This is a genomic window from Chryseobacterium sp. W4I1 (assembly GCF_030816115.1).
Classification (GTDB): Bacteria; Bacteroidota; Bacteroidia; order Flavobacteriales; family Weeksellaceae; genus Chryseobacterium.
The window spans coordinates 3,845,093-3,866,711 of record NZ_JAUSXQ010000001.1 but is presented as its reverse complement, the minus strand read 5'-3'; the positions used below and the strand labels follow the sequence as shown (position 1 = coordinate 3,866,711).

General features: G+C 37.1%; 18 protein-coding genes, 4 tRNA genes and 1 pseudogene. 19 read left to right on the top strand and 4 right to left on the bottom strand.

Going from position 1 to position 21,619, the window contains the following annotated elements; translation table 11 throughout:
* Window positions 1-326 precede the first annotated feature (326 nt).
* Window positions 327-3,078, top strand: a pseudogene (locus tag QF044_RS17960) (carboxypeptidase regulatory-like domain-containing protein).
* Between the two features lie 56 nt (window positions 3,079-3,134).
* On the opposite strand, the gene QF044_RS17955 reads toward QF044_RS17960, so the two are convergent.
* Window positions 3,135-3,632, bottom strand: a complete 498-nt coding sequence (locus tag QF044_RS17955; RefSeq protein WP_307270223.1) for a DinB family protein — start codon at window positions 3,630-3,632, stop codon at window positions 3,135-3,137.
* Window positions 3,633-3,883: 251 nt separating this feature from the next.
* On the opposite strand from QF044_RS17955, the gene QF044_RS17950 reads away from it, so the two are divergent.
* From QF044_RS17950 to QF044_RS17920, 7 genes are all read left to right on the top strand, one after another.
* Complete coding sequence (locus QF044_RS17950) at window positions 3,884-4,801, top strand: GLPGLI family protein (protein ID WP_307270220.1); 918 nt, start codon at window positions 3,884-3,886, stop codon at window positions 4,799-4,801.
* A 142-nt stretch (window positions 4,802-4,943) separates the two neighbouring features.
* Window positions 4,944-5,189, top strand: coding sequence for a FeoA family protein (locus tag QF044_RS17945; protein WP_307270217.1), 246 nt, complete (start codon window positions 4,944-4,946; stop codon window positions 5,187-5,189).
* Window positions 5,189-7,222 (top strand): ferrous iron transport protein B, encoded by a 2,034-nt coding sequence (feoB, locus tag QF044_RS17940; protein ID WP_307270215.1) that lies wholly within the window; start codon window positions 5,189-5,191, stop codon window positions 7,220-7,222. Before QF044_RS17945 ends, feoB begins: the two co-directional genes overlap by 1 nt.
* Window positions 7,223-7,442: 220 nt before the next feature.
* A complete protein-coding gene (locus QF044_RS17935; RefSeq protein WP_307270212.1) occupies window positions 7,443-7,766 on the top strand; it encodes a hypothetical protein in 324 nt (107 codons plus the stop codon).
* Window positions 7,723-8,472 carry a DUF4421 family protein gene (locus tag QF044_RS17930; RefSeq protein ID WP_307270208.1) on the top strand — a complete coding sequence of 250 codons (750 nt, stop codon included), beginning with the start codon at window positions 7,723-7,725 and terminating at the stop codon, window positions 8,470-8,472. Before QF044_RS17935 ends, QF044_RS17930 begins: the two co-directional genes overlap by 44 nt.
* A 60-nt stretch (window positions 8,473-8,532) precedes the next feature.
* The gene (gene glmM, locus QF044_RS17925; protein ID WP_307270205.1) at window positions 8,533-9,915 is read left to right on the top strand and encodes a phosphoglucosamine mutase; all 1,383 of its coding nucleotides are present in this window, start codon (window positions 8,533-8,535) and stop codon (window positions 9,913-9,915) included.
* Window positions 9,916-10,277: 362 nt separating this feature from the next.
* On the top strand, window positions 10,278-11,660 hold the full coding sequence (locus tag QF044_RS17920) for a tetratricopeptide repeat protein (RefSeq protein ID WP_307270203.1): 1,383 nt from the start codon (window positions 10,278-10,280) through the stop codon (window positions 11,658-11,660).
* Between the two features lie 73 nt (window positions 11,661-11,733).
* Here the strand turns inward: QF044_RS17920 and QF044_RS17915 are convergent, their stop codons facing one another.
* From QF044_RS17915 to QF044_RS17905, 3 genes are all read right to left on the bottom strand, one after another.
* Entirely contained in the window at window positions 11,734-12,624 is an 891-nt protein-coding gene (locus QF044_RS17915) for a DMT family transporter (RefSeq protein ID WP_307270200.1), read from the bottom strand.
* Entirely contained in the window at window positions 12,611-13,264 is a 654-nt protein-coding gene (aat, locus tag QF044_RS17910; protein WP_307270198.1) for a leucyl/phenylalanyl-tRNA--protein transferase, read from the bottom strand. Before aat ends, QF044_RS17915 begins: the two co-directional genes overlap by 14 nt.
* 61 nt (window positions 13,265-13,325) lie before the next feature.
* Window positions 13,326-13,703 (bottom strand): DUF3127 domain-containing protein, encoded by a 378-nt coding sequence (locus QF044_RS17905; protein WP_034739828.1) that lies wholly within the window; start codon window positions 13,701-13,703, stop codon window positions 13,326-13,328.
* 171 nt (window positions 13,704-13,874) lie between these two features.
* Here QF044_RS17905 and QF044_RS17900 point away from each other — a divergent pair.
* From QF044_RS17900 to QF044_RS17850, 11 genes are all read left to right on the top strand, one after another.
* Window positions 13,875-13,956 (top strand) — tRNA-Leu (locus tag QF044_RS17900).
* 4 nt (window positions 13,957-13,960) lie between these two features.
* Window positions 13,961-14,036: transfer RNA gene (locus QF044_RS17895), tRNA-Gly, on the top strand.
* Window positions 14,037-14,041: 5 nt separating this feature from the next.
* Window positions 14,042-14,125 (top strand) — tRNA-Leu (locus tag QF044_RS17890).
* A gap of 165 nt (window positions 14,126-14,290) precedes the next feature.
* A tRNA-Leu gene (locus QF044_RS17885) sits at window positions 14,291-14,375 on the top strand.
* Window positions 14,376-14,547: 172 nt separating this feature from the next.
* The gene (locus QF044_RS17880; protein ID WP_307270196.1) at window positions 14,548-14,916 is read left to right on the top strand and encodes a hypothetical protein; all 369 of its coding nucleotides are present in this window, start codon (window positions 14,548-14,550) and stop codon (window positions 14,914-14,916) included.
* Between the two features lie 41 nt (window positions 14,917-14,957).
* A complete protein-coding gene (locus QF044_RS17875) occupies window positions 14,958-16,373 on the top strand; it encodes a PLP-dependent aminotransferase family protein (protein ID WP_307270193.1) in 1,416 nt (471 codons plus the stop codon).
* 206 nt (window positions 16,374-16,579) lie between these two features.
* Window positions 16,580-17,065, top strand: a complete 486-nt coding sequence (locus QF044_RS17870) for a GNAT family N-acetyltransferase (RefSeq protein WP_307270191.1) — start codon at window positions 16,580-16,582, stop codon at window positions 17,063-17,065.
* A gap of 239 nt (window positions 17,066-17,304) precedes the next feature.
* A complete protein-coding gene (locus tag QF044_RS17865; protein WP_307270189.1) occupies window positions 17,305-18,012 on the top strand; it encodes a response regulator transcription factor in 708 nt (235 codons plus the stop codon).
* A gap of 3 nt (window positions 18,013-18,015) precedes the next feature.
* Entirely contained in the window at window positions 18,016-19,416 is a 1,401-nt protein-coding gene (locus tag QF044_RS17860; protein WP_307270187.1) for a HAMP domain-containing sensor histidine kinase, read from the top strand.
* Between the two features lie 412 nt (window positions 19,417-19,828).
* On the top strand, window positions 19,829-20,323 hold the full coding sequence (locus QF044_RS17855) for a hypothetical protein (protein ID WP_307270186.1): 495 nt from the start codon (window positions 19,829-19,831) through the stop codon (window positions 20,321-20,323).
* 32 nt (window positions 20,324-20,355) lie between these two features.
* Window positions 20,356-21,183 carry a YoaK family protein gene (locus QF044_RS17850; protein ID WP_307270184.1) on the top strand — a complete coding sequence of 276 codons (828 nt, stop codon included), beginning with the start codon at window positions 20,356-20,358 and terminating at the stop codon, window positions 21,181-21,183.
* Window positions 21,184-21,619 lie beyond the last annotated feature (436 nt).

The window sequence follows — 21,619 nt, the reverse complement described above, 5'->3', positions numbered from 1 at the left end:
TTAAAGGAAAAATCTTAAACGAAGATAATAGAAATGAATTAATCACACACCAATTTACAAATAGATTTTAAAGAATTTGCATACCAAACGAACTATAATTACAAAATTGATAGATGGCTGTTTAAATGCATTAACTTTTCTTATTTAAAAACAAAAGCATTTTCTAATGCAAAAAAATTAAAACATTCTACCAAATAATTAGGAATATAAAAAATATCACTAAGTTTATAGTGTTAAAGGCATTTAACCTTTATCTATAAAATCCATCTTTATAAAAAGTGTAACAAAAAACACAAGCTGCAAACTAATTAGGCAAATAATAAATTATGAAAAGAAAGATTTCCTTATTGCTGATGCTTTTTTTTACCGTGCTTACTTTTGCACAGAAAACAGTGTCAGGGAAAATTACCGATGAAGACGGATCACCGATTCCCAGTGCCAGCGTTACGGTAGAAGAGCCAGGCAAGGATGCTATTCTGGCCTACGGAATCACCAATTCTAAAGGAGAATACAAAGTGACATTCACGTCTGCAGAACCCAATGTAGATCTTAAGGTAAAAGCATTCAATCAGAAGCCACTTACCAAACAGATCGGCAACAGTGACCAGGCGCTCACTTTTAAAATGCAGTCTGAAGCCACAGAAATAAAAGAAGTACAGCTGAAAACCAAGATGATCACAGCAAGAGGAGACACCATTGCTTACGATCTGAAGGCATTTGACAGCAAAAGCGATAGAACTCTTGCCGATGTAATGAGAAAAATCCCGGGAATTGAAGTCAATAAAGACGGTTCCATTCTTTACCAGGGAAATGCCATCAATAAATTTTATGTGAACGGAAAAGACCTGATGGAAGGAGGTTACGGAACAATCAACAACTCGCTTCCAAAAGATGCTGTACAGAAAGTCGAAGTCCTTGAAAACCACCAGCCGGTAAAGATCCTTCAGGATAAAGTGCCGTCAGACCAGGCTGCCATCAATATCAAATTAAAAAACTCTGTAACCATGACCGGAAGAGGAGAAGTGGGAACAGGTTTCGGAGACCCATGGCTATGGAATGTGAAATTGACACCAATGTTCTTCGGGCAAAAAAGCCAGTGGGTAGTCAATTACAAAACCAACAATATGGGAGAGCAGGTAGAAAATGAAGGAAATATTCTGGCTTTCGGAAGTTCATGGGAGGGAAGAAGGATCAATGCAGCCCAAAATGACTGGCTGAACGTGGAGAATGCCAGTACTTCCAAACCTTCCTGTAAAAAGATATTTAATGAACAGTGTACATTACCTGTCAGCCAATTATCTTACAAATATTGACAAAAAGAAAGAGTGGGAGCTAAAGGCCAATGCCAATTATACAAACAATTCTGTAGAAAGAGAAGATATTGTAGAAACGATCTATAGTCCCAGAAATGATAAACCTGGTTCTACAATTATAACAAGTACAAGAAATAATTTTTATACTGATAAAGTAAAAGGAGAACTGATATTTACAAAAAATGCAAAGAAGGGTTTCTTTAAAAATACAACAAGTTTCAGCCAGTTCTGGAATGCAGACAGGGCTGTTGCTACAAGAGTTGGAAGAATCGGAAACGAGGCAGTAGAATCACCTACAACTTCCTTCCAGAATTCATTAAGTACAATCATTCCCTGGAAGGAGAAAATGGTAAATTTTAAATCCTATATCAATTATCAGGATGACAAACAGAGTCTTGAAGTTGCCCCTGCTAATTATCTGCAGATTCTATACAAAAATCCTATAGCAGATTCAGCCACGGCAATTAATTTTGCTCCGGGAACATCTGTGATGCAGCATTTTAGATTAAAGACTTTGGAAACATCACATTCTGCTAACATCAGTTTTTCAAAAAAAGGATGGACTTTTACCCCACAAGTAGGATTTGATTTTTCATCAAAAAATCTCAATACCAGCTTCTATGGAACTGCAATACCTAATCCGCAAATTCCTAATGATGTTGCTCCAACTTTTAATGGGCCTGCTTATGAAAATGATCTGAAATTTACAGAATTTAATCCTACAGGATCTTTGGGTATAAATTATAAATCTGAAGCATGGAGCCTATTCGCAAATGCACCGGTAAATTTCAATAGTATTAAAGCTGAAGACGGGCTTAGAAATGTTCATAAATCCCTTAATAAGACAACGTTTACTCCTAATGTATTCGTTCAATATTCCTTTGCTTCTTTTTGGAAAGCAAGTTTAAATGGAAATATAAGCAATAACTTTGGAGATGTTCAGTCTGCTTATGCCGGATATATGTTGCAGAGCCCTGGAGGATTCAGCGTAATGGATCCAAATAATCCTATTCCACAGACGAATTCAAAAAGTGCAGGTTCAAGAATTGAATATAGAAATCCACTTAATAATTTATTTTTCAATGTAAATTACTCTTTAAGCGACAGCAAAAAAAATCTCCTTGCATCACCAATACTTGATATCACAACAGGATTTACCTTGATGCAGTATAGAGAACAGGAAAACCATGCAAAAAGTAACAGACTGGGTATAGAAGTTGGTAAATACTTCCCAAAATTTAAAACAAACGCTTCCGTAAGCTATAGCAACACACTATCTAAATCAGATGCATTTTTGGATGAAATTCAGTACTTAAGTAAAAACAATACTCAATCTTATGGATTTAAATTGAATAATACTTATTTCAGCTGGATGAGCTTGGATTATAACCTTAGTCTTTCCAGAAACAAGCAGGATAATGTAGGGTTAAATGAAAAAGGAGGTAGATTAGGGATCAATAAAGGATTTAATCATAACTTAGGAGCGTTCTTCTATCCGCTAGAAAATCATACGATAGGATTCAACTGGGATCAGGTGAATACAAGTGACGGACAGAATAAATATAATAATGCCTTCTATGACTTGTCTTACCAGTTTACTTGGTCTAAAAAGAAAATTGATTTTGAGTTGAAATGGATGAATATTGCAAACCGAAAAGTATTTGAAACGTATAATATTAACCAGATAACAAACAGTGTTGCTTACACAAGAGTACAGCTCCGCCCAAGCCAGGTCATGTTTACCGTAAAATTCAATTTCAAATAAAAATTAAAAACCAATCCCGCAGGATTGGTTTTTTGTTTGTGGATTATATTGGATTTCTAGAAACTCTGATCATCTGCAGAAGGGCCATAGCTTCCTGGAAGAGGAATGTCATTTATTCTGTAATAAACGCCCAATTGTGCTCTGTGATGCGTGATTTGGTTTAAAGCATGTCTTATAGAGCCGTATTTGCTCCATTTTGCCAGCTCATGCCCGTCGTTTTTCAATGCCCATGTATCGTTGAGGTTTTCCTCTTTAGCATTGTTAAGGGCCTCCTTAGCAGATTTAAAATTCTCATCAAGCACCTGCAGAAGATCTTCTTTTGAAGACAATTGCTTAGGCTGATATCCGCTGGTCGCAAAATCCAGATCAGAGGTTTTCAGCATAATATCTGGCCATCCGAAAACTTCGGCAATATGTGTGGCAAGAGGCATCATTTTCATGCTTTTCTCATGAGGAGCGTATTCATTTTTGTTTTCAGGATAAACTTCAAAAAACTTTCTGGTTGTTTGATATTCAGTTTCAAACTCATCTTTAAATTGTGATAAAGTGTCCATAATATTTTGTTTTTTAGGACATTAAAGATAAAACTTTTAGAATAGAAAATGTTTTAAAGAAATCATAATTTGTCAGACAACAGACAATTTTTATTATAATAAACAACAAAGCTGCAGAAATACAGGATTAAAGAGTTTTGAAATATTAATACATCCTGATGCTGAATAAATTACAGCACCCGCAATAAAATAATGAAAAAAAACTGTAACATATTGTCGTAACGGCTAACTAATTACTAAACATTATTACAATGAAAAAACTAATCTCAATATTCTTTATCACTCTTTTTGCCTTTACATGGGCTCAGGACTCTAAAGAATCAAAACAAACTGCAAACCGTTTCTTCTATGAACTGACTTTTAAACCGAAGAAAGATTCTACAAAAATGGATAAGGTAATAACGATCTTAGACATTACTGATAAAAACAGATCTATTTATCAAGATTATACTGTAATTGCACAAGATTCTATTATGAAAATTGAAATGGAAGCGATGCAGAAATCAGGAATGATGAGAGATCTTTCAAAATCTCTTAAAAGCCCAAAAATTTCGGCAAGAATATATAAATCTTATCCAAACATGAAAGTGCAGTATGTGGATAAGATTGCAAGTGGATTTACACCAAGTAATATTGGATATAGTGAAGACTTGAAATTCAATTGGAATATTCTGAATGATAAACAAAAAATAGGGGAGTATAACACTCAAAAAGCGACCACTGAATTTGGAGGAAGAAAATGGACAGCATGGTTCAGTACAGATCTGCCATTTCAGGACGGACCCTATAAATTCTGGGGACTTCCAGGTTTGATAATTAAAATTGAAGATGATCAGAAAAATTATTCATGGATTCTTCAGGGAAATAAGAAGGTTAAAGACTATACAGAATATTCTTATATTGAAAACCTGATGAATGCAAAAGGAGGGAAAGTAAATGAATTAACAAGAGAAAAATTTGAGAAGACATTTAACGATTTCAAAAAAGATCCTTTTGCTTCTATAAGACCTATGATGACACAGGAAATGATGTCTAAGACAGTTCCTGGAATGGATGGGACAGTTGGAGATATGGTAAAAAAACAGGAAAAGCAGTATAAAGATTTTTATAATGCGAATGACAATCCTATAGAAATTTCATCACAAAACCTGGATAAAAAGAAAAAATAAGCATTCATATCAACTAAATTATATTTTTGAATCAACCCGGATACAGTAATGTATTTGGGTTGATTTCTTTCATGTCATTCGTTATTTAGATTAAATTTAAATAGCGTATATTTGCCTTTACAAAAAATCAGGCTTGAAAGAGATGAATTTAGATAAATTAAGCGGATTCCCTAAAAACAAAATGGGGAAGATTTTAGGTTATGATAATGATCACCTGAAAATGCCAAACAAGATCATAGAAATGGGGCTTTTGCCGGAAACTATTTTTAGGATATTGTATCAGGCACCATTCAGTGGACCTATGTATGTAGAATTTGGAGAAGAAAAAAGCCGCATTGCCCTACGTGAAGAAGAAGGAAATTATATTATTGTTGAAGAATTGAATTAATGCAGGAAAATAAGAAAAAACAAATTCTTTTGGTCGGGAATCCTAATGTAGGGAAATCTACGGTTTTCAATGCACTTTGTAACAAAAAGCAGAAAACCGGAAATTATGCAGGAGTTACCGTAGCGAGCCATTCCGGAAATTACACTTATAAAAACGAGGAAGTTGAGGTGATCGACTTACCGGGTTCGTACAGTGTATATCCAAGCTCCGAAGATGAAGCTATTTTTTCCAAATTTCTTATTGACGAACAAAAAAATTATGAAGGAGTAATCTATATCCTTGAAGCATTAAGCTTAAAAAGAGGCCTTCTCCTATTTCAGCAGATACAGGATTTAGGCATCCCGATGATATTGGTGGTTAATCAGATCGACCAGGCAGAAAGAAGAGGCATCACTATTGATATTCAGAAGTTTTCTGATGCCTTGGGTATTAAAATTATCCAGACCAACGCCAAAGAACAGTTGGGAATAGACCAGATCAAAGAAGCTGTACTTAATAATGGGTTTGTAAAAACAGATACAGCCTCCTTCGAAATACCCAATGAACATAAAGATTTTATTCAGAAAATAGCTGCGAACAGTGGCATAAACAATGAATATAAGGCTTGGATGAACCTTTCTACAGGGTCGAGCCTTGGAAAGATACAATCCATAAAAGAACTTATCAATGAGCCGGATTCCAAAAGCCTGGTGCCAAAAAGACTTCAGGTACAGGAAACAGTAAGAAGATATCAGAATGTTGACAAAATTTTAGCAGATGTTATCTCTAAAAAAGCCCAGTTTAAAGAACTTCTGACTGAAAAGCTGGATAAAGTTCTTGTCCACAAATTCTGGGGATACATTGTTTTTCTGATGATTCTATTGGTCATTTTCCAAAGTGTTTTTTTCCTGGCAGAATATCCGATGAACTGGATCGATGATTTCTTCTCATGGCTGGCTGCATTTACAGCAGAACATTTACCGGATGGCCCTATCAACTCACTGATCTCAAACGGAATTGTTCCTGGAATCGGGGGAATTGTGGTATTTGCACCACAGATCGGGATTCTGTTATATTTCCTTTATTTACTGGAAGATTCAGGATATATGGCAAGAGTTGTGTTTCTAATGGACAGGATGTTACGACCATTTGGACTGAATGGTAAAAGTATTGTGCCGCTCGTTTCAGGAACAGCCTGTGCTATTCCGGCAGTAATTTCCACAAGAAATATTGAAAATGTAAAAGAAAGACTTTTAACCATATTAGTGACACCTTTTATGACCTGTTCTGCAAGACTTCCGGTCTACAGTATTATCATCGGGTTGATTATCTCAGAAGGCTCTTTTCTTGGAATCAAGTATAAAGCATTGGTGCTGATGGGAATGTACCTTTTAGGTTTTCTGGTAGCCTTATTTTCAGCAGCAATCCTTAAAAGATTTATTAAAAATGAAGGCAAAACCTATCTTGTGATGGATCTTCCGGCCTATAAAAAACCACTTTTCGGATATGATTTTAAAATGGTTTTAGGTAAGGTTTGGGAGTTTATAACAGGTGCGGGAAAGATCATTTTTATCGTCAGTATCATTATTTGGTTCCTGAGCTATTTCGGACCTAAACAGAAGCCTGAGCAATTTGTGGCAACTAATGTTGAGCTGGACCATTCCTACCTTGCGAAAATGGGGAAAGGAATCGAACCGCTTATTGAACCTCTCGGTTATGACTGGAAAATGGGTGTAGGAATTCTGACAAGTTTTGTGGCGAGAGAAGTTTTCGTAGGAACCATGTCTACTTTGTACAGCCTTGAAGATGATGCTCCCGAAGTGAAAGTAATTGATAAAATGAGAAGAGACGTGAAACCCAATGGAGAGAAAGTTTTCAGCTTTGCCACAGGGATTTCAGTGCTCTTGTTTTATGCGTTTGCAATGCAGTGTGTTTCTACGCTTGCAGTAGTCTACAGAGAAACCAAAAGCTGGAAATGGACCGGCCTTCAGGTAGCAATGATGACCGGTTTGGCATATTTTGTGTCGTTGATAGCATATCAGATTTTAAAATAATGGATAACTCATTGATTTTTCAGTACGTCATCATTGTACTGATCGTTGCATTTGCCTGTTACTCTTTATTTAAAGTACTCAGAAAGAATTTTGCACCGAAGAAATTCAGCTCCAAAAGAACCAACTGCGACAAAGATTGCGGATGTTCATGAATTTGTTTTAATATTTGCAATTGAAAAAATTGTAGTAATTTCATTTCCTGATATTAAAATATTTTGATTTGAGCCCGAAATCAGCAGCTGTCTTTTTATTATTTCTCGTTACACTTCTGGCAAAAGCCCAGGTAGATTCCACCAGGATCAAGTCTTATGCAGACCAGGTGATGGTTCGTGTGAATCTGGATACCAATATTGATCAATTCATCTTTACCGAAGGTCCGGAGGATAAGCCACTGGAAACAATCCTGATGACCAATAATAAGACCAGGCTTTCTTTTTCTGTTGATTACAGGATTATAAGTGCAACCTTGTCCGTTACGCCCCGTTTCCTGCCCGGTAATAATGACAATGAACTTAAAGGGCACCAGCTCCTATACAGATTTTAGATTTCGTTTCTTTCCTAAAAGATTTATCCAAACCGTTTACTATAAAAATATAGCGGGATTTTATATGGAAAATATGAAAGACTTTTTTCCCGACTGGAAAGAAGGAAAAGATGCGTATTTCCAGTTTCCCAACCTTAGAGTTCAGAGTTTTGGAGGATCTACAGCTTACGTAATGAAGAAAGATTTTTCCTTAAAAAGTATTTATACCCAGGGAGAGTGGCAAAAAGAAAGTCGTGGCAGCTGGGTTCCTTTTATGGATTATGACCTTTCCATATTCAGAGATGTCATAGACGGTAAGAAAAGCAAAGAGACCCAGTATAGTTTTGGAGGAAGCATGGGGTATTTTTACAACTGGGTACTAGGCTCCAAAAAAAGAGTGAATATTGCTCCCAATGTTTCACTGGGTGTAGGCGGCATGTTTTCCAGCAGCTGGGATATTCTTGATGACGGCTCGAAAGCAAACAGGGAAAACACAGGATATTTCACTTTTAAATTTACTACCGGACTTCATATAGGATATAATACAGACCGTTTCCTTTTCGGGGGGAAATTCAATGTGAATGCTAATGTTTACAACGAAACTGAAAATCAGACTGTACAGAATAATAATATATTCGGATTGCTTTACATAGGCTACCGTTTTCCTCCGCCAAAAGTGGTGGAAAGGAATTATAACAGAATGCAGAAAAAAATTCCCATTTTATAACTTAGAAGTCTTTTAAGTATCTTTGTCCAGAATACAACCAATTAAAAATATAAAGTAGAAATGTCGTTAATAAAATCTATATCAGGGATCAGAGGAACGATCGGCGGAAAAGTAAATGATAACCTGACACCTCTGGATGTCGTGAAATTTGCTTCAGCATTCGGAACCTGGCTTCAGAATACACAGAATAAAAATAATTTGACCCTTGTCATAGGAAGAGATGCCAGAATTTCAGGAGAAATGGTTTCTTCGCTTGTAGCAGCAACTTTACAGGGATTGGGAATTAATGTAGTGGATTTAGGTCTTTCTACAACACCAACTGTAGAGATAATGGTTCCCGAACTGAATGCAGACGGAGGTATCATCCTTACTGCTTCACACAATCCAAAACAGTGGAATGCACTTAAGCTATTGAATGGCAAAGGAGAATTTATCAGTGGAGATGACGGTGCAAAAGTATTGGCCCTGGCTGAAAGTGAAGATTTCAACTACGCTGAAGTAGATGACCTTGGAACATACGAAACCAGAAATGATGCTTTTGATATTCATATCCAGCAGATCCTTGACCTGCCGATGGTAGATGTTGAAGCTATTAAAGCCAAAAATTTCAAAGTGGTTCTGGATGCTGTAAACTCTACAGGAGGAATTGCAATTCCAATGCTGCTAGATAAGTTGGGCTGTGAGACGGTAAAATTATACTGTGAACCCAACGGACAGTTTCCACACAATCCGGAGCCTTTAAAAGAGCATTTGGGAGATATCTGTGAGCTTGTCATAAAAGAAAATGCAGATCTGGGAATTGTTGTAGATCCGGATGTAGACAGATTAGCCTTGATCGATGAAAAAGGAGAAATGTTCGGGGAAGAATATACCCTGGTTGCTGTTGCAGATTATTTATTAAAACATAAAAAAGGGACTGCTGTTTCCAATCTTTCTTCAAGTCGTGCCTTGAGGGATGTTGCTCAAAGCCACGATTCAGAATATTTTGCAAGTGCAGTAGGAGAAGTGAATGTTGTGAATTTAATGAAAGAGAAAAATGCAGTGATCGGCGGAGAAGGAAACGGAGGAATTATCTATCCTGATCTTCATTACGGGAGAGATTCTTTAGTAGGGGCAGCCTTATTTTTAACCCATTTAGCCAAAGAAAACAAGACCGTTTCCGAATTAAGAGCCGGATATCCAAGCTACTTTATGGGCAAAAAGAAAATAGAACTGACTCCCGAGATCAACGTAGATGATATTTTAGCTAAAATGGAAAAAGAATACCAGAACGAACAGGTTTCTACCATTGATGGAGTAAAGATCGACTTTGAAAACAACTGGGTTCATCTCAGAAAGTCCAATACGGAACCCATTATCAGAATTTATACAGAGGCCTATTCACAGGAAGAAGCCGATAAGCTGGGAGATGATATCATTGCTAAGATTAAAAGTTTAATTTAAAATAAAAAAGGAACGGAGCATAAATGCTCCGTTCCTTTTTTCCGTATTCATATATTTAAAACATTACAAACAGGTTTCTGACCATTGATATAATACATAGAATTGTTTGGAATACAAAAATTACCACCGCAAAAGACTAGTTATAATTATTTAATCACAATTTGCGTTATTTATCCACAATCCTTTTATCTATTTTCTTTTTTTACTATCTTTATTATAGAAATATAAGCAAAGCAAATTCAAAAAAAAGTTGCAACTTTGCATAAACATTTGAATTTCAGATTCAGAAGTTATTATTAATTAATAAAGTTTGCCGAGGTTTGTAAGCATATTCAGACATCGGACCGACAAAGAGGACACTATTGGAAGAGTATTTTGGAAATGAACTTGTAAAAAAGTTCGAGGAAATGATGGAAAATAATGATGAATTCTACTTCGATACCGAAGAATTGGAAGACATTATTGTTTATTATTTGGAGCTGGGAGATTTTAATTACGCAGATAATGCTGTTAATTATGGCCTTAAGCTTCACCCTAATTCATTAGATATCAAGATCAAAAGACTTGAAATTCTTTTGGAATGGGAAGATTATAATACCGCAAAAGAGCTTATTGACGAGCTGAAAGGTTCTTCAATGGAGAATACAGACTTCTTGGTCTGTTATGCGAAGTATTATTCGAACCTGGGAAATCCGAGAAAAGCCATTGACATCTGCAAAAGAGCCCTAGAACTGAAAGAAGAAGAAAACTTCCTTCATAACTTTATTGCAGACGAATATGTAAATCTTGGAGACCCCTTTAACGCTCTTAAACATTACAGACAAGCGCTGAAAGAAGATCCTACAGACGAGTATTCACTTGAAAATGCTATGATCTGCTTCAGCGATCTGAACAAGAGCGAGGAGGCTGTTGCCTTTCTTAATGAATATTTAGATGAATTTGCCTACTCTGAGGTAGCATGGTTTGAATACGGACAGTTTTATTTCAACAGAAAGAATTTTGAAGAAGCCATAAAAGGGTTTGATTACCTGTTGGCTATTAATTCAAATTCTGTGGGAGTTTATGCCAATAAAGCAGCCTGCTATGAGGCTTTGGGACAATATCAGAAAGCAGTATCGGTATACGAGGAAATGCTCGAGCTGGAATATACAAAAGCTTTTACTTTTTATAAGATAGGATTATGCCACAAGGCAGAGAAACAGCCTATAATGGCCCTGAATGCTTTCCAGAAATCATTGAGAGAAGATCCTCAGTTTTATCTGGCAATGATGGAACAGTCTTATCTGTATGAAGAAATGGGTGGTATGACAGAAGCTTTGCATTTTGCCAAAGAAGCAACTATGCTGAATGACGGCAATCTCGATTATCAGAAAAGATTAGCATTTCTTTTCATTGATTCCGGTAAATTTGAGGAAAGCCTTGGCTGCCTTAAAAAACTGGTAGATGCTGAACCTACAAGGTTTTATAACTGGTATGCCTACTCGGAAGTATTAATGCTTTTAGGCGAATATGAAGAAGCTGTAACCATTCTGGATACAGCAGTAAAAGTTCATGACAGGGCAGAACTGTATTATCAGCTCAGCAACTGCTATTATAACCTAAGAAAGCCGGAAAAAGGGGCAGAGTCTCTTCAGAAAGCATTAAGTAAAGATTCATCGCTGGCTCAGGATATGCAGAAAAAATATCCCTTCATTAAAGATGAGGTAAAGAAAGTCAAAGCCAAAGTGAAAAAGAAGAATTCTTAAAGATTTAATTGAATAACTCAATAAATAAATCCTGCAGCAATGCAGGATTTTTTAGTTGATATCAGGGAAATATTTATTTTTTAATAACACCCGGTTTAGACCTTAAAAAGATCAGTCCGCCAATAATGACCCCTGCGCCTACAAATTGTAAAACACTTAGTTTTTCACCATCTATAAAGCCCCAAATGATAGCAACAATAGGCATGAGCAATGTTACCGTCGAAGCAAACAGTGGAGTAGATACTTTCAGTAGTCTGTAATTTAATGTCATGGCCAGTCCGGTTCCGAAGATAGACAACAACCCTACAAACATTAGCCCCAGCATGTTATCTTCATTAAAACTGAACGTTGAAAAGAATCCTGTAAATGTTAAAGCAATCAGAGAAGGGAAAAATAAAACAAATGAGAACACAAAAGCTGATAAGATCGTGGAAGAAACATCCATCAGTTTAGATTTTACCGTTGTTGTGCTTAAGGCATAGCATAATGTAGCCAGCAGAAGCAGTAATATTGGGATCAGTTTAAATTTTCCGCCTTCCCCGTCCCCACCGAATGCCAGTAAACAGACTCCGGCGAAACTGATCATTGTTCCTACCATTTGCCTTTTTGTGGTCTCAAATTTCCAGACCAGTGCTCCCACAATGATTACAAAGATCGGCATCATAGAATTGATGATTCCTGCAATGCTGCTGCTCACTTCCGTTTCTGCGATAGGAAACAGGAACATCGGGATGAAATTTCCTGTAAATGCGGCCAATATAAGCCATTTCAAATGTTTTTTCGGAAACAGCTTGTATTTTGAGATTGCAATCGGCATTAAAATAATTCCTGCGATCAAAACCCTCAACGCACCTACCTGATAGGGACTGAAATGCTCAAGAGATTTTTTAATTAAAATAAAGGATGATCCCCAGATAACAGTTAATATAACCAGAAGGATCCATTTTTCTTTATCTGCGTTCATTGTTTGTGTGTAAAATTTTTAAAAATTCTTTTTTAGGAATCATCTTTGCACCAAGGCTTTCCAAATGCTCGGTATGGGACTGGCAGTCAATCAGATCAAAAACATCTTTATTGCTTTCTACAAAATGGATAAATCCTGCTTTGGAAGCATTGCTCACTTTAGCAAACATACTTTCCCCACAGAAAACATTGCCGATCTGAAGCCCGTAAAAACCTCCGACCAATTCTTCATTCTGCCATACCTCGATACTTTTGGCCAGGCCATATTCATGTAACTTGATAAAAGACTCCATCAGTTCGTCTGAGAGCCAGGTGCCAGTCTGTCCCTTTCTGCTCGTCTGCTGGCAATTTCTGATGACTTCCCTGAAGCTTTTATTCTCTGAAAAAGTGAAAATATTCCTGTTCAGGATTTTTCGCATCGATTTTGAAACTTTAAGCTCATCGGGAAACAAAACAAATCGAGGATCAGGGCACCACCACAATATTTCCTCATCAGGATTATACCATGGAAAAATACCCAGTTGATAAGCAAACCAAATACGTTCTACAGACAAGTCACCACCAAAAGCAACCAATCCGTCCTGCCCGTCATAAAGCTCCGGATCAGGGAATGAAATCTCGTTTTCGTCTAGTCGGACCATTTTTCTGGAAAAAAAATCCCACTTGAGAAAGCAGGATTTATATTTGATTTTATTCTTTTAATTAAAAAGGTAAATCATCGTCATCATCTCCAGCGAAAGGATTTTCATTGGAAACCGGTGATGCAGATTGAGAAGGAGAAGCCTGAGTTGGCTCAGATCCGTTATCCATTACTTTCTCAATTTTCCATCCGGTGATCGAGTTGAAATACTTAGTCTCACCTTGTGGAGAAACCCATTCTCTTCCTCTGATGTTGATTCCCACTTTTACATTTTCACCTTCTTTAAGATTATCTAATAAACTGATTTTATCAGACAAAAATTCTATGTTTATCGGCTGTGGATACTGTTCTTGGGTTAAAATAACCATTTCTCTTTTTTGAAAACCGCTTGCAAATGTCTGAGCGTCAAAAAGTTTCTTTACCGTTCCTTGTAATTCCATATTATAATTGTTAACGCTGTAAAAGTAAGAAAATGAAATGTAATAATAGAACACCCTGAAAAAAATCTGTCAATTTTAATTTTTTTTTCTGAAAAGTTTGGAGGTAAAGGAAAAAGTCCTATATTTGCACTCACAAAAACGAAGCAAGCTCTTTAAAATAAACAAAAACCAGCGGATGTGGTGTAATTGGTAGCCACGCCAGACTTAGGATCTGGTGCCGTGAGGCGTGGGGGTTCGAGTCCCTTCATCCGCACTATGCGAAAATAGCTCAGCTGGTAGAGCACAACCTTGCCAAGGTTGGGGTCGCGGGTTCGAATCCCGTTTTTCGCTCCACACCTGCCCTGGTGGTGGAACTGGTAGACACGCAGGACTTAAAATCCTGTGTTCGTAAGAACGTGCGGGTTCAAGTCCCGCCCGGGGTACTAAACTCTCTGTTGTTTCAACGGAGAGTTTTTTAGTTTTAAGAAGGTTTAAAAAATCCTGTTTATTTATTCATTGTTTGTGAGTATTTTTTAGTCCTGTTTTAAGGCAAAATGTTTATATTTGTAATTATAAATGACAAAGCCTTAGTAAAGGATAAATAACCAGCGGATGTGGTGTAATTGGTAGCCACGCCAGACTTAGGATCTGGTGCCGTGAGGCGTGGGGGTTCGAGTCCCTTCATCCGCACCAAGCGAAAAAAACTCTCTATTGAAATTCAATAGAGAGTTTTTGTTTTTTAGAGAAGCGTTTAAGGTAAACTCTGATTTAGCTTTTTAATGTCTGTACCCAAGATAATAATAACTTCTGTATCTGTGTCCTTAATTGAATACTCCATAATTTTGTCTTACTAAAGAAGAGTATTATGGAAACTACCGCTCAATATCACGAACAGCTTCAATATGCTGAAGTATATATTTCAGATATGCTGACATTAAAACAGATTTTTCTACAGTCACAAAATATCAAAATACTTCCCCGAAATTTTGGAGTTCCTTTTCTTTTAGTTAAAAAAAAGAATGAAATTGCAGCATTTGCGAGTCTTATTATTAATGAAAAAGGAGAAATCACCTTTAAGATATTTCACAATAATCAATTTTCAGAGTCAGAAAAAAAGGATTTTATTATTCGTGCAGAAAACTATTTTAAAAAGAATAATACGGCTAATTTTAAAAATCCGGAACAGCTCAAAAGCAGCATCTCGAGAATGGTCAGCTGGCTGAATATCGGATAAAACAGCAATAAGTTGTACATTTACTTAAAAGCACAATTCCTATGTCAAAAGATGTTCTGTACCTTAAAATAGCAAAATCTGTTACCGAGCAGATTAAAAGTGACACCCTTCAATTTGGCGACAGATTGCCTTCCTTAAGAAGTGCCCAGAAACTTTATAATGTCAGCCTCAATACTGTGAAGCAGGCCTATATGGAACTTGAAAGCCGTTCGTTGGTAGAATCACGTCCGAAATATGGCTATTTTGTGAGCCAGAGCTCTCAAAGAAAGTTGGCATTGCCATCTGTATCCCCTATGAAAGTGGCAGAGAAAGAAAATACAGCCGAGGTTCTGATCGATAAAGTGTTCGGAACGATTGATCGGACTGATGTTACCCAGTTTGCTTTAGGGATTCCCGGGAAAAGCTTTCTTCCTTTGGCTAAGCTGAAGAAATCGATGATCAATGTGATTAACAGAAAGACTGACAGCGGAACAGATTACGAACCGGTGCAGGGAAACGAATATCTGCGCAGAGAATCTGCCAAATGGGCTCTGGTACTGGAAGGGAAGATCTCAGAAGATGATCTGGTGATTACCTCCGGTGCGATGAATGCAGTGTATACCTGTCTGATGGCAGTAACAAAACCCGGAGATTCTGTAGCCGTGGAAAGTCCTGTTTATTTCGGTGTTCTTCAGGCCATTCAGCAATTAGGATTGAAAGTCGTGGAAATTCCCACCCATCCTATTTACGGAGTTGATCTGGCTGCCTTGAAAAAAGTTCTGCCTACGCTTTCTGCCTGTTGCTTTGTAACGAATTTCAACAATCCGTTAGGCTTTCAGATGCCTGATGATAATAAAAAAGAGCTGGTACGGCTCATCACAGAATATAACGTTCCTCTTATTGAGGATGATATTTACGGCAATCTGTATTTTGGAGCTGAAAGACCAAAACCCTGTAAATTCTATGATGAAGCTGGATTGGTGATGTGGATAGGATCAGTTTCCAAAACACTGGCTCCGGGTTATCGCGTGGGATGGGTAGCTCCGGGAAAATTTAAAGAGCAGGTGATTCGTCAGAAACTGGTACAGACGGTATGCAGCCCGTCCATATATCCGGATGTCATTGCAGATTTCCTGGAACACGGCCGGTATGACCATCACCTGAGAACATTCAGAAAAAAATTATATGCGAATTATCTTCAGATCCAGAAGTCAGTGACAGAATATTTTCCCGACAATACCAAAATCTCAGAACCAAAAGGCGGCTTTATGCTGTGGCTGGAACTGGATAAAAAAATCTGTACAGAAGATTTGTTTGATGAAGCAATGAGCCAGAAAATAAATTTTGCCCCGGGAAGAATGTTTTCACAATATAACCAGTATCAGAACTGTATGCGACTGAATTATGCTCTGGAATGGACAGACAGAGTGGAAAGCGATCTGGAGAAATTAGCAAAAATGGTAAAAAAGAGAATTTAATTTTCGGTAATCAAATCATAATCAACCACAAAAGTTTTTAAACACTTTAGTTATTTTAAGTTCAATACATTGAGTATACAAAGAGCACTAAAGTTTAGAAAAATCAAAATTATTAACCATAAAAGTAAACCAGAGATTTTTAGAGGAATTATGATTCCAAGAATCTGTCAAAAATATAAATAATACGATCAATTAACTCTATAGCGATGAATGAAATGAATAATGAAGTAACCATTATCAACTACGAGCCTCAATACAAAGAAGCCTTTAAAACATTAAATGAAGAATGGATCAAAACATTCTTTACCATGGAAGCCGGCGACTATAAACTGCTGGAAAATCCCGAAGAACAGATTATAGATAAAGGAGGGCATATTGTTTTTGCAATTTTGGATCATGAAGTGGTAGGAACCTGCGCATTGGTGAAAATGTCCGACGAGCCGCTTAAATTTGAACTGTCTAAGATGGCGGTAAGCCCAAAAGCACAGGGAAAGAAAATAGGCTATCTGGTAGGACAAGCTTTAGTGGATAAAGCAAGAGAACTAAAAGCAGAAAGTGTTTTCCTGGAAACGAATTCCGTGCTGGTTCCTGCGATAAAACTCTACGAAAAGCTGGGCTTCAAACATATGCCGGTTTCAGATTCAGCCTATGACCGTTGTGATACCCAAATGCTATTGACATTCAATGATTAAGCAAAAAAAAATATTGGAACTCAGATGGAAATATCCTTGTTCTGATATTAAAAGAATAAATCCAATGCTATAGTATTGTCAGGAAGTGTGAAACTATTGTGCCCAAAACTAAAACGGGAACTTTCAGCTTCCAATTCAGAGCTTCCGATCATTGAAATTATTATTGAAATTTTGTCGTAGATGAAGCCGATTCCACATATTCGCTCTTTTTCGCTATTTTTGTGAAATTCCTTGTTTCAATGAAAAAGATTATCCTCATAGAAGACGAAACCAGCGTTGTCTCTTTTATAAAGAAAGGCCTTCAGGAAAGCGGGTACGAAGTTTCCGTGGCTTTTGACGGGCGTACCGGTGTACAGCTTGTACAGGCGAACGACTTTGATCTGGTAGTTTTGGATATTATGCTGCCGGAAATGAATGGTCTGGATGTCTGCAAAGAGATCAGGAAAACCAACCAGCATGTTCCGATTCTTTTTTTGACGGCGTTGGGAACTTCTGAAAATATTGTTCTTGGACTGGAAAGCGGAGGTGATGATTATCTGGTTAAGCCTTTTAAGTTTATCGAACTGGTGGCGAGAGTAAAATCTCTGCTAAGAAGAAGTAACGGAATAAGCCCGCAGGAAATTGCTGAACCGGAACCGGATAATGAACATGTATTCCAGTTTTCAGACCTGATCGTTAATGATTATACAAAAAAAGTGACGCGCGCCGGAGATGAGATTTCACTGACATCTACAGAATATAAACTCTTGCTGTATTTCCTGAATAATCCTGAAAAAGTAATTTCCAGAGCTGAAATCCTGGATGCAGTCTGGGGTGTTAATTATGAACTGGGAACCAATGTGGTAGATGTATATGTGAACTATTTAAGAAAAAAACTAGATCAGCAAGATGATAATAAACTGATTCATACCGTGATAGGAATGGGATATGTATTGAAAAAACCTTAATGAATGTTTAATAAAGTCGTTACAAATCAAACCAAAACGATGGTGCTCCTGATGTTGGTGTTTACCGCCATCATCCTGCTTTTCAGTGGTTTGGTTTATTTTTCGATTGTCAACTTTTCACATCAGAGGTTTTATGAATTGCTTAAGATCCGTACAACGACGATTGTTCAGATTGAGAAAAGCAAAGACCATCTGGATCTTCCCGAAAACTATATCCTCAACAGTCTGAATGATGAGGAACTTCCCATGGAAAGAGATTATGTTTTCGCAGTTCCTACAGATTCTAATTTCAAAAAAATTTCACAGGAAGTTCATATTCCGGATTATTTTTTCAAAAGTATCGTCAGGAAAGGGGAGTCCAATTATAATGATAAAGAATTCTACTATATCGGACAGACCTTTAAATATGATGATAAAGATTATATCGCCATTGCTTCTGCAAAAAACCATTATGTGATCTATTATCTCGGGTTTTTAAAAAGAACACTGATCACCTGTATTGTACTTTCTCTGTTCTTCAGTATGATCTTTTCTTTTTATCTGTCTAAAACCTTATTCAGACCGATTCTTAAAATTACCGGGAAGGTAAAAGAGATCAGTTCTGAAAATCTTCACCTGAGGCTGGAGGCTCAGCCTGACAATAAAGAACTGAATGAGCTGGTAGATACGTTCAACGGAATGCTAAACCGTATCGAAACTTCATTTGAAACCCAGAATCACCTGATCGGAAACGTTTCTCATGAACTGAGAACGCCATTGACGTCGATCATGGGTGAAGCGGATGTTGCCCTTTCGATCAACAGAACGGCAGATGAATATAAAGATACATTACAAATCATCCTGGATGAAGCCGAAAAGCTGGATAAAAAGATCAAAGCATTACTTATGATTGCGGAGACCGGTTTTGATGGTAAAATTCAGAAAATGGATAAAGTAAGGATTGATCAGCTGCTTTGGGATGTCATAGAAACACTCAGAAAAATTGATTCAAGAAATAATATCTACTTGGATATCAGTATGCTACCTGAGAATCCTAAAAAGCTGAAAGTTTATGGTAATGAACAGCTGTTGCACCTTGCAGTGGCCAATATCATCAGTAACGGATGCAAATATTCTAATTTCCAACAGGTAAAAGTTTCGTTGGGTGCTACAGATACCGATGTCTATATCATTGTAAAAGACTTCGGGATCGGGATTCCGGAGGTAGAAATGAACAAGATTTACGACCCATTCTTCAGGGCTTCCAATACCAAAAACTATGAAGGCTACGGAATCGGACTTCCGTTGGCCAGAAACATCGTAAGAATGCACCGTGGAGAACTGATTGTAAGCTCCCATGAAAACCAGGGAACCACCGTTCAGATGCGTTTTCCCAATTTCTACAGTACAAGACCGGAAAGTTGAGGTGCGAGTTTGAGAGTTTGAGAGTCGGAGCGTTTTGGGTTTGAGAGTTTCGGGAAGTGATGAGTTATAAAGATGAATTCTGAGTTCTGTAACGTGAGGTCTTGGAGTTGGTAGTCTTTCACCATTCACTTGCGAAGCAAAATTCACCATTGACCATTCTCAATCTTAGCCTTACCCTAAAAATCTGAAATCTTGTGTCTGAAATTTCCTATTTACGCAAGAAATTCACCATTCACTTGCGAAGCAAAATTCACCATTCACTTTTTTTCTTTATGTTAACGGCCATTAACAATATTCTAATCTCATTCTAATCTCTTTAATCACATTTTAATTCCATTCCAAAGGGCTTCTAATCTTGCCGCTTTAGTTTTGTATCATCAAAATATGATAACAAACCTAAAATCTAAAAGATATGACCAAAACAATTTTAATCGCCACGGATTACTCTCTTGAGTCACTGAACATATTAAAAAAAGTACTGAAAGAGAAAGAAACATCGGAAGATCAAAATCAGTATAATGTTCTTTTGGTTTCAGGATATGAAACCGGAGATTCTATCAGGGATCTTCTTTTTAATACCAAAAGCACCATTTTCAATAAAATCAGATCTCAGGAATTCTGTGATGCCTACACAATCATCAGAAATAAATACCCTCACCTGGTCAATAAGATCATCTGCGATATTTTCACAGGAAGCTTTCAAAGGACTTTCAACAATTATGTGAAGGCAGAGAATATTGAAGAAGCCTACTATTCTCCATCTATTAAAAGTAAAGGTAAAGGAAAATTTGACATTGCACCTTACATCAAAAAATGCAAAGATCTGCAGGTTCAGGAAATCAAAGTTTCAATGCCTGAGAGGCTTCCGGAAAGAGGAAGACTGGCTGAGATTTTCGTAGAGGTCTAAAAAATAAAGAACACAATTTAAAAATATAAAAAATGCTAAGGAATTATAGTAACAGCCGAACGTTGGGAGACAATATCAGATTGGGGACGCTGACTGCATTTACTGCGGGGACTATAAACATTGCCTCTCTGTTAATTTTTCTCTCTTTTACATCCAACGTAACAGGACACTACGCCATATTGGCGGCAGAGATCAGTAAAGGAAACTGGACACAGGTAGCTGTGGTAGGAGCATGGATCTTCCTGTTCTTCTTCGGAAGCTTTCTGTCCAACTTCATCGTCATCAATTTCAATAAAAAGAGTAAGTATTTTGCTCATTCCATGCCGATTGTGCTGGAAATCATATGCTTATTGTTTGTAGGGATATACGGTCAGTTCTATTACCAGAAAACACTGGAAGAAACGGAATATCTGGTGGCACTGATGCTTTTTGCAACCGGACTTCAGAACGGGCTTACCGCAAGTATCTCTAACTTCTCGGTGAAAACGACCCACCTTACGGGTACCACCACCGACCTTGGAATTCTGCTTTCCATGTTTACAAAAAAGAAATATAGAAAAAGCGGTGAACTGATTGCAAGGGCAAAACTGCTGACGAGTATTATGGCAGCCTATGTTTTAGGAGCTGTATTCTCAGGACTTACCTATTATTATCTTGAATTCAGGGTGTTTTATGTGATCAGTTTCTGTCTTTTGATTGTCATCGGGTATGATGCTTATAAAATTCATATCAGGCACTTTAATACAAAATACCGCTACAGCAGGATTTATAAGAAACCTAATGTATTGGCTTATTTATACGACAAGATCCACGGTATTCCGAAAAGAAGAGAAAAAAGAACGCTTGTCTTTGATGATTAAGCAAAGAAATAAAAATAAATATCATTTATTATTTTTGTGTAAACTAGCTGTGAAGCACCCCTTTTCGATGGTAGAGAAGGGGTGTTCTTCTTCGATTAAAAGAACGTTATTTTCTTGTTTAACGCAAAGGTTGATATTAAAGCGTTTTATTTCTAAGTCTGCAGAGGAGGAATCAATCAAAAATTGATTCGATGAAGCGTACGGATAAAACGGTCGCTTAGTCAGTGGCGAAGCCACATCTCTTTGCCTTCCTTAATACTAAAGCAATTCATCATTAAACTTTGCGTTAAAAAAGACAAATTTCTTTTCAATGTTTTTTTCCTTTGTCTGGGATAAAAATAGAACAGGACAGCATATTGTGATTAAAATGTTGATAATAAAATTTTAATTCCCGTTTTTATTGTTTTAATTCCCGTTTCCATTGACTATTTTTGTA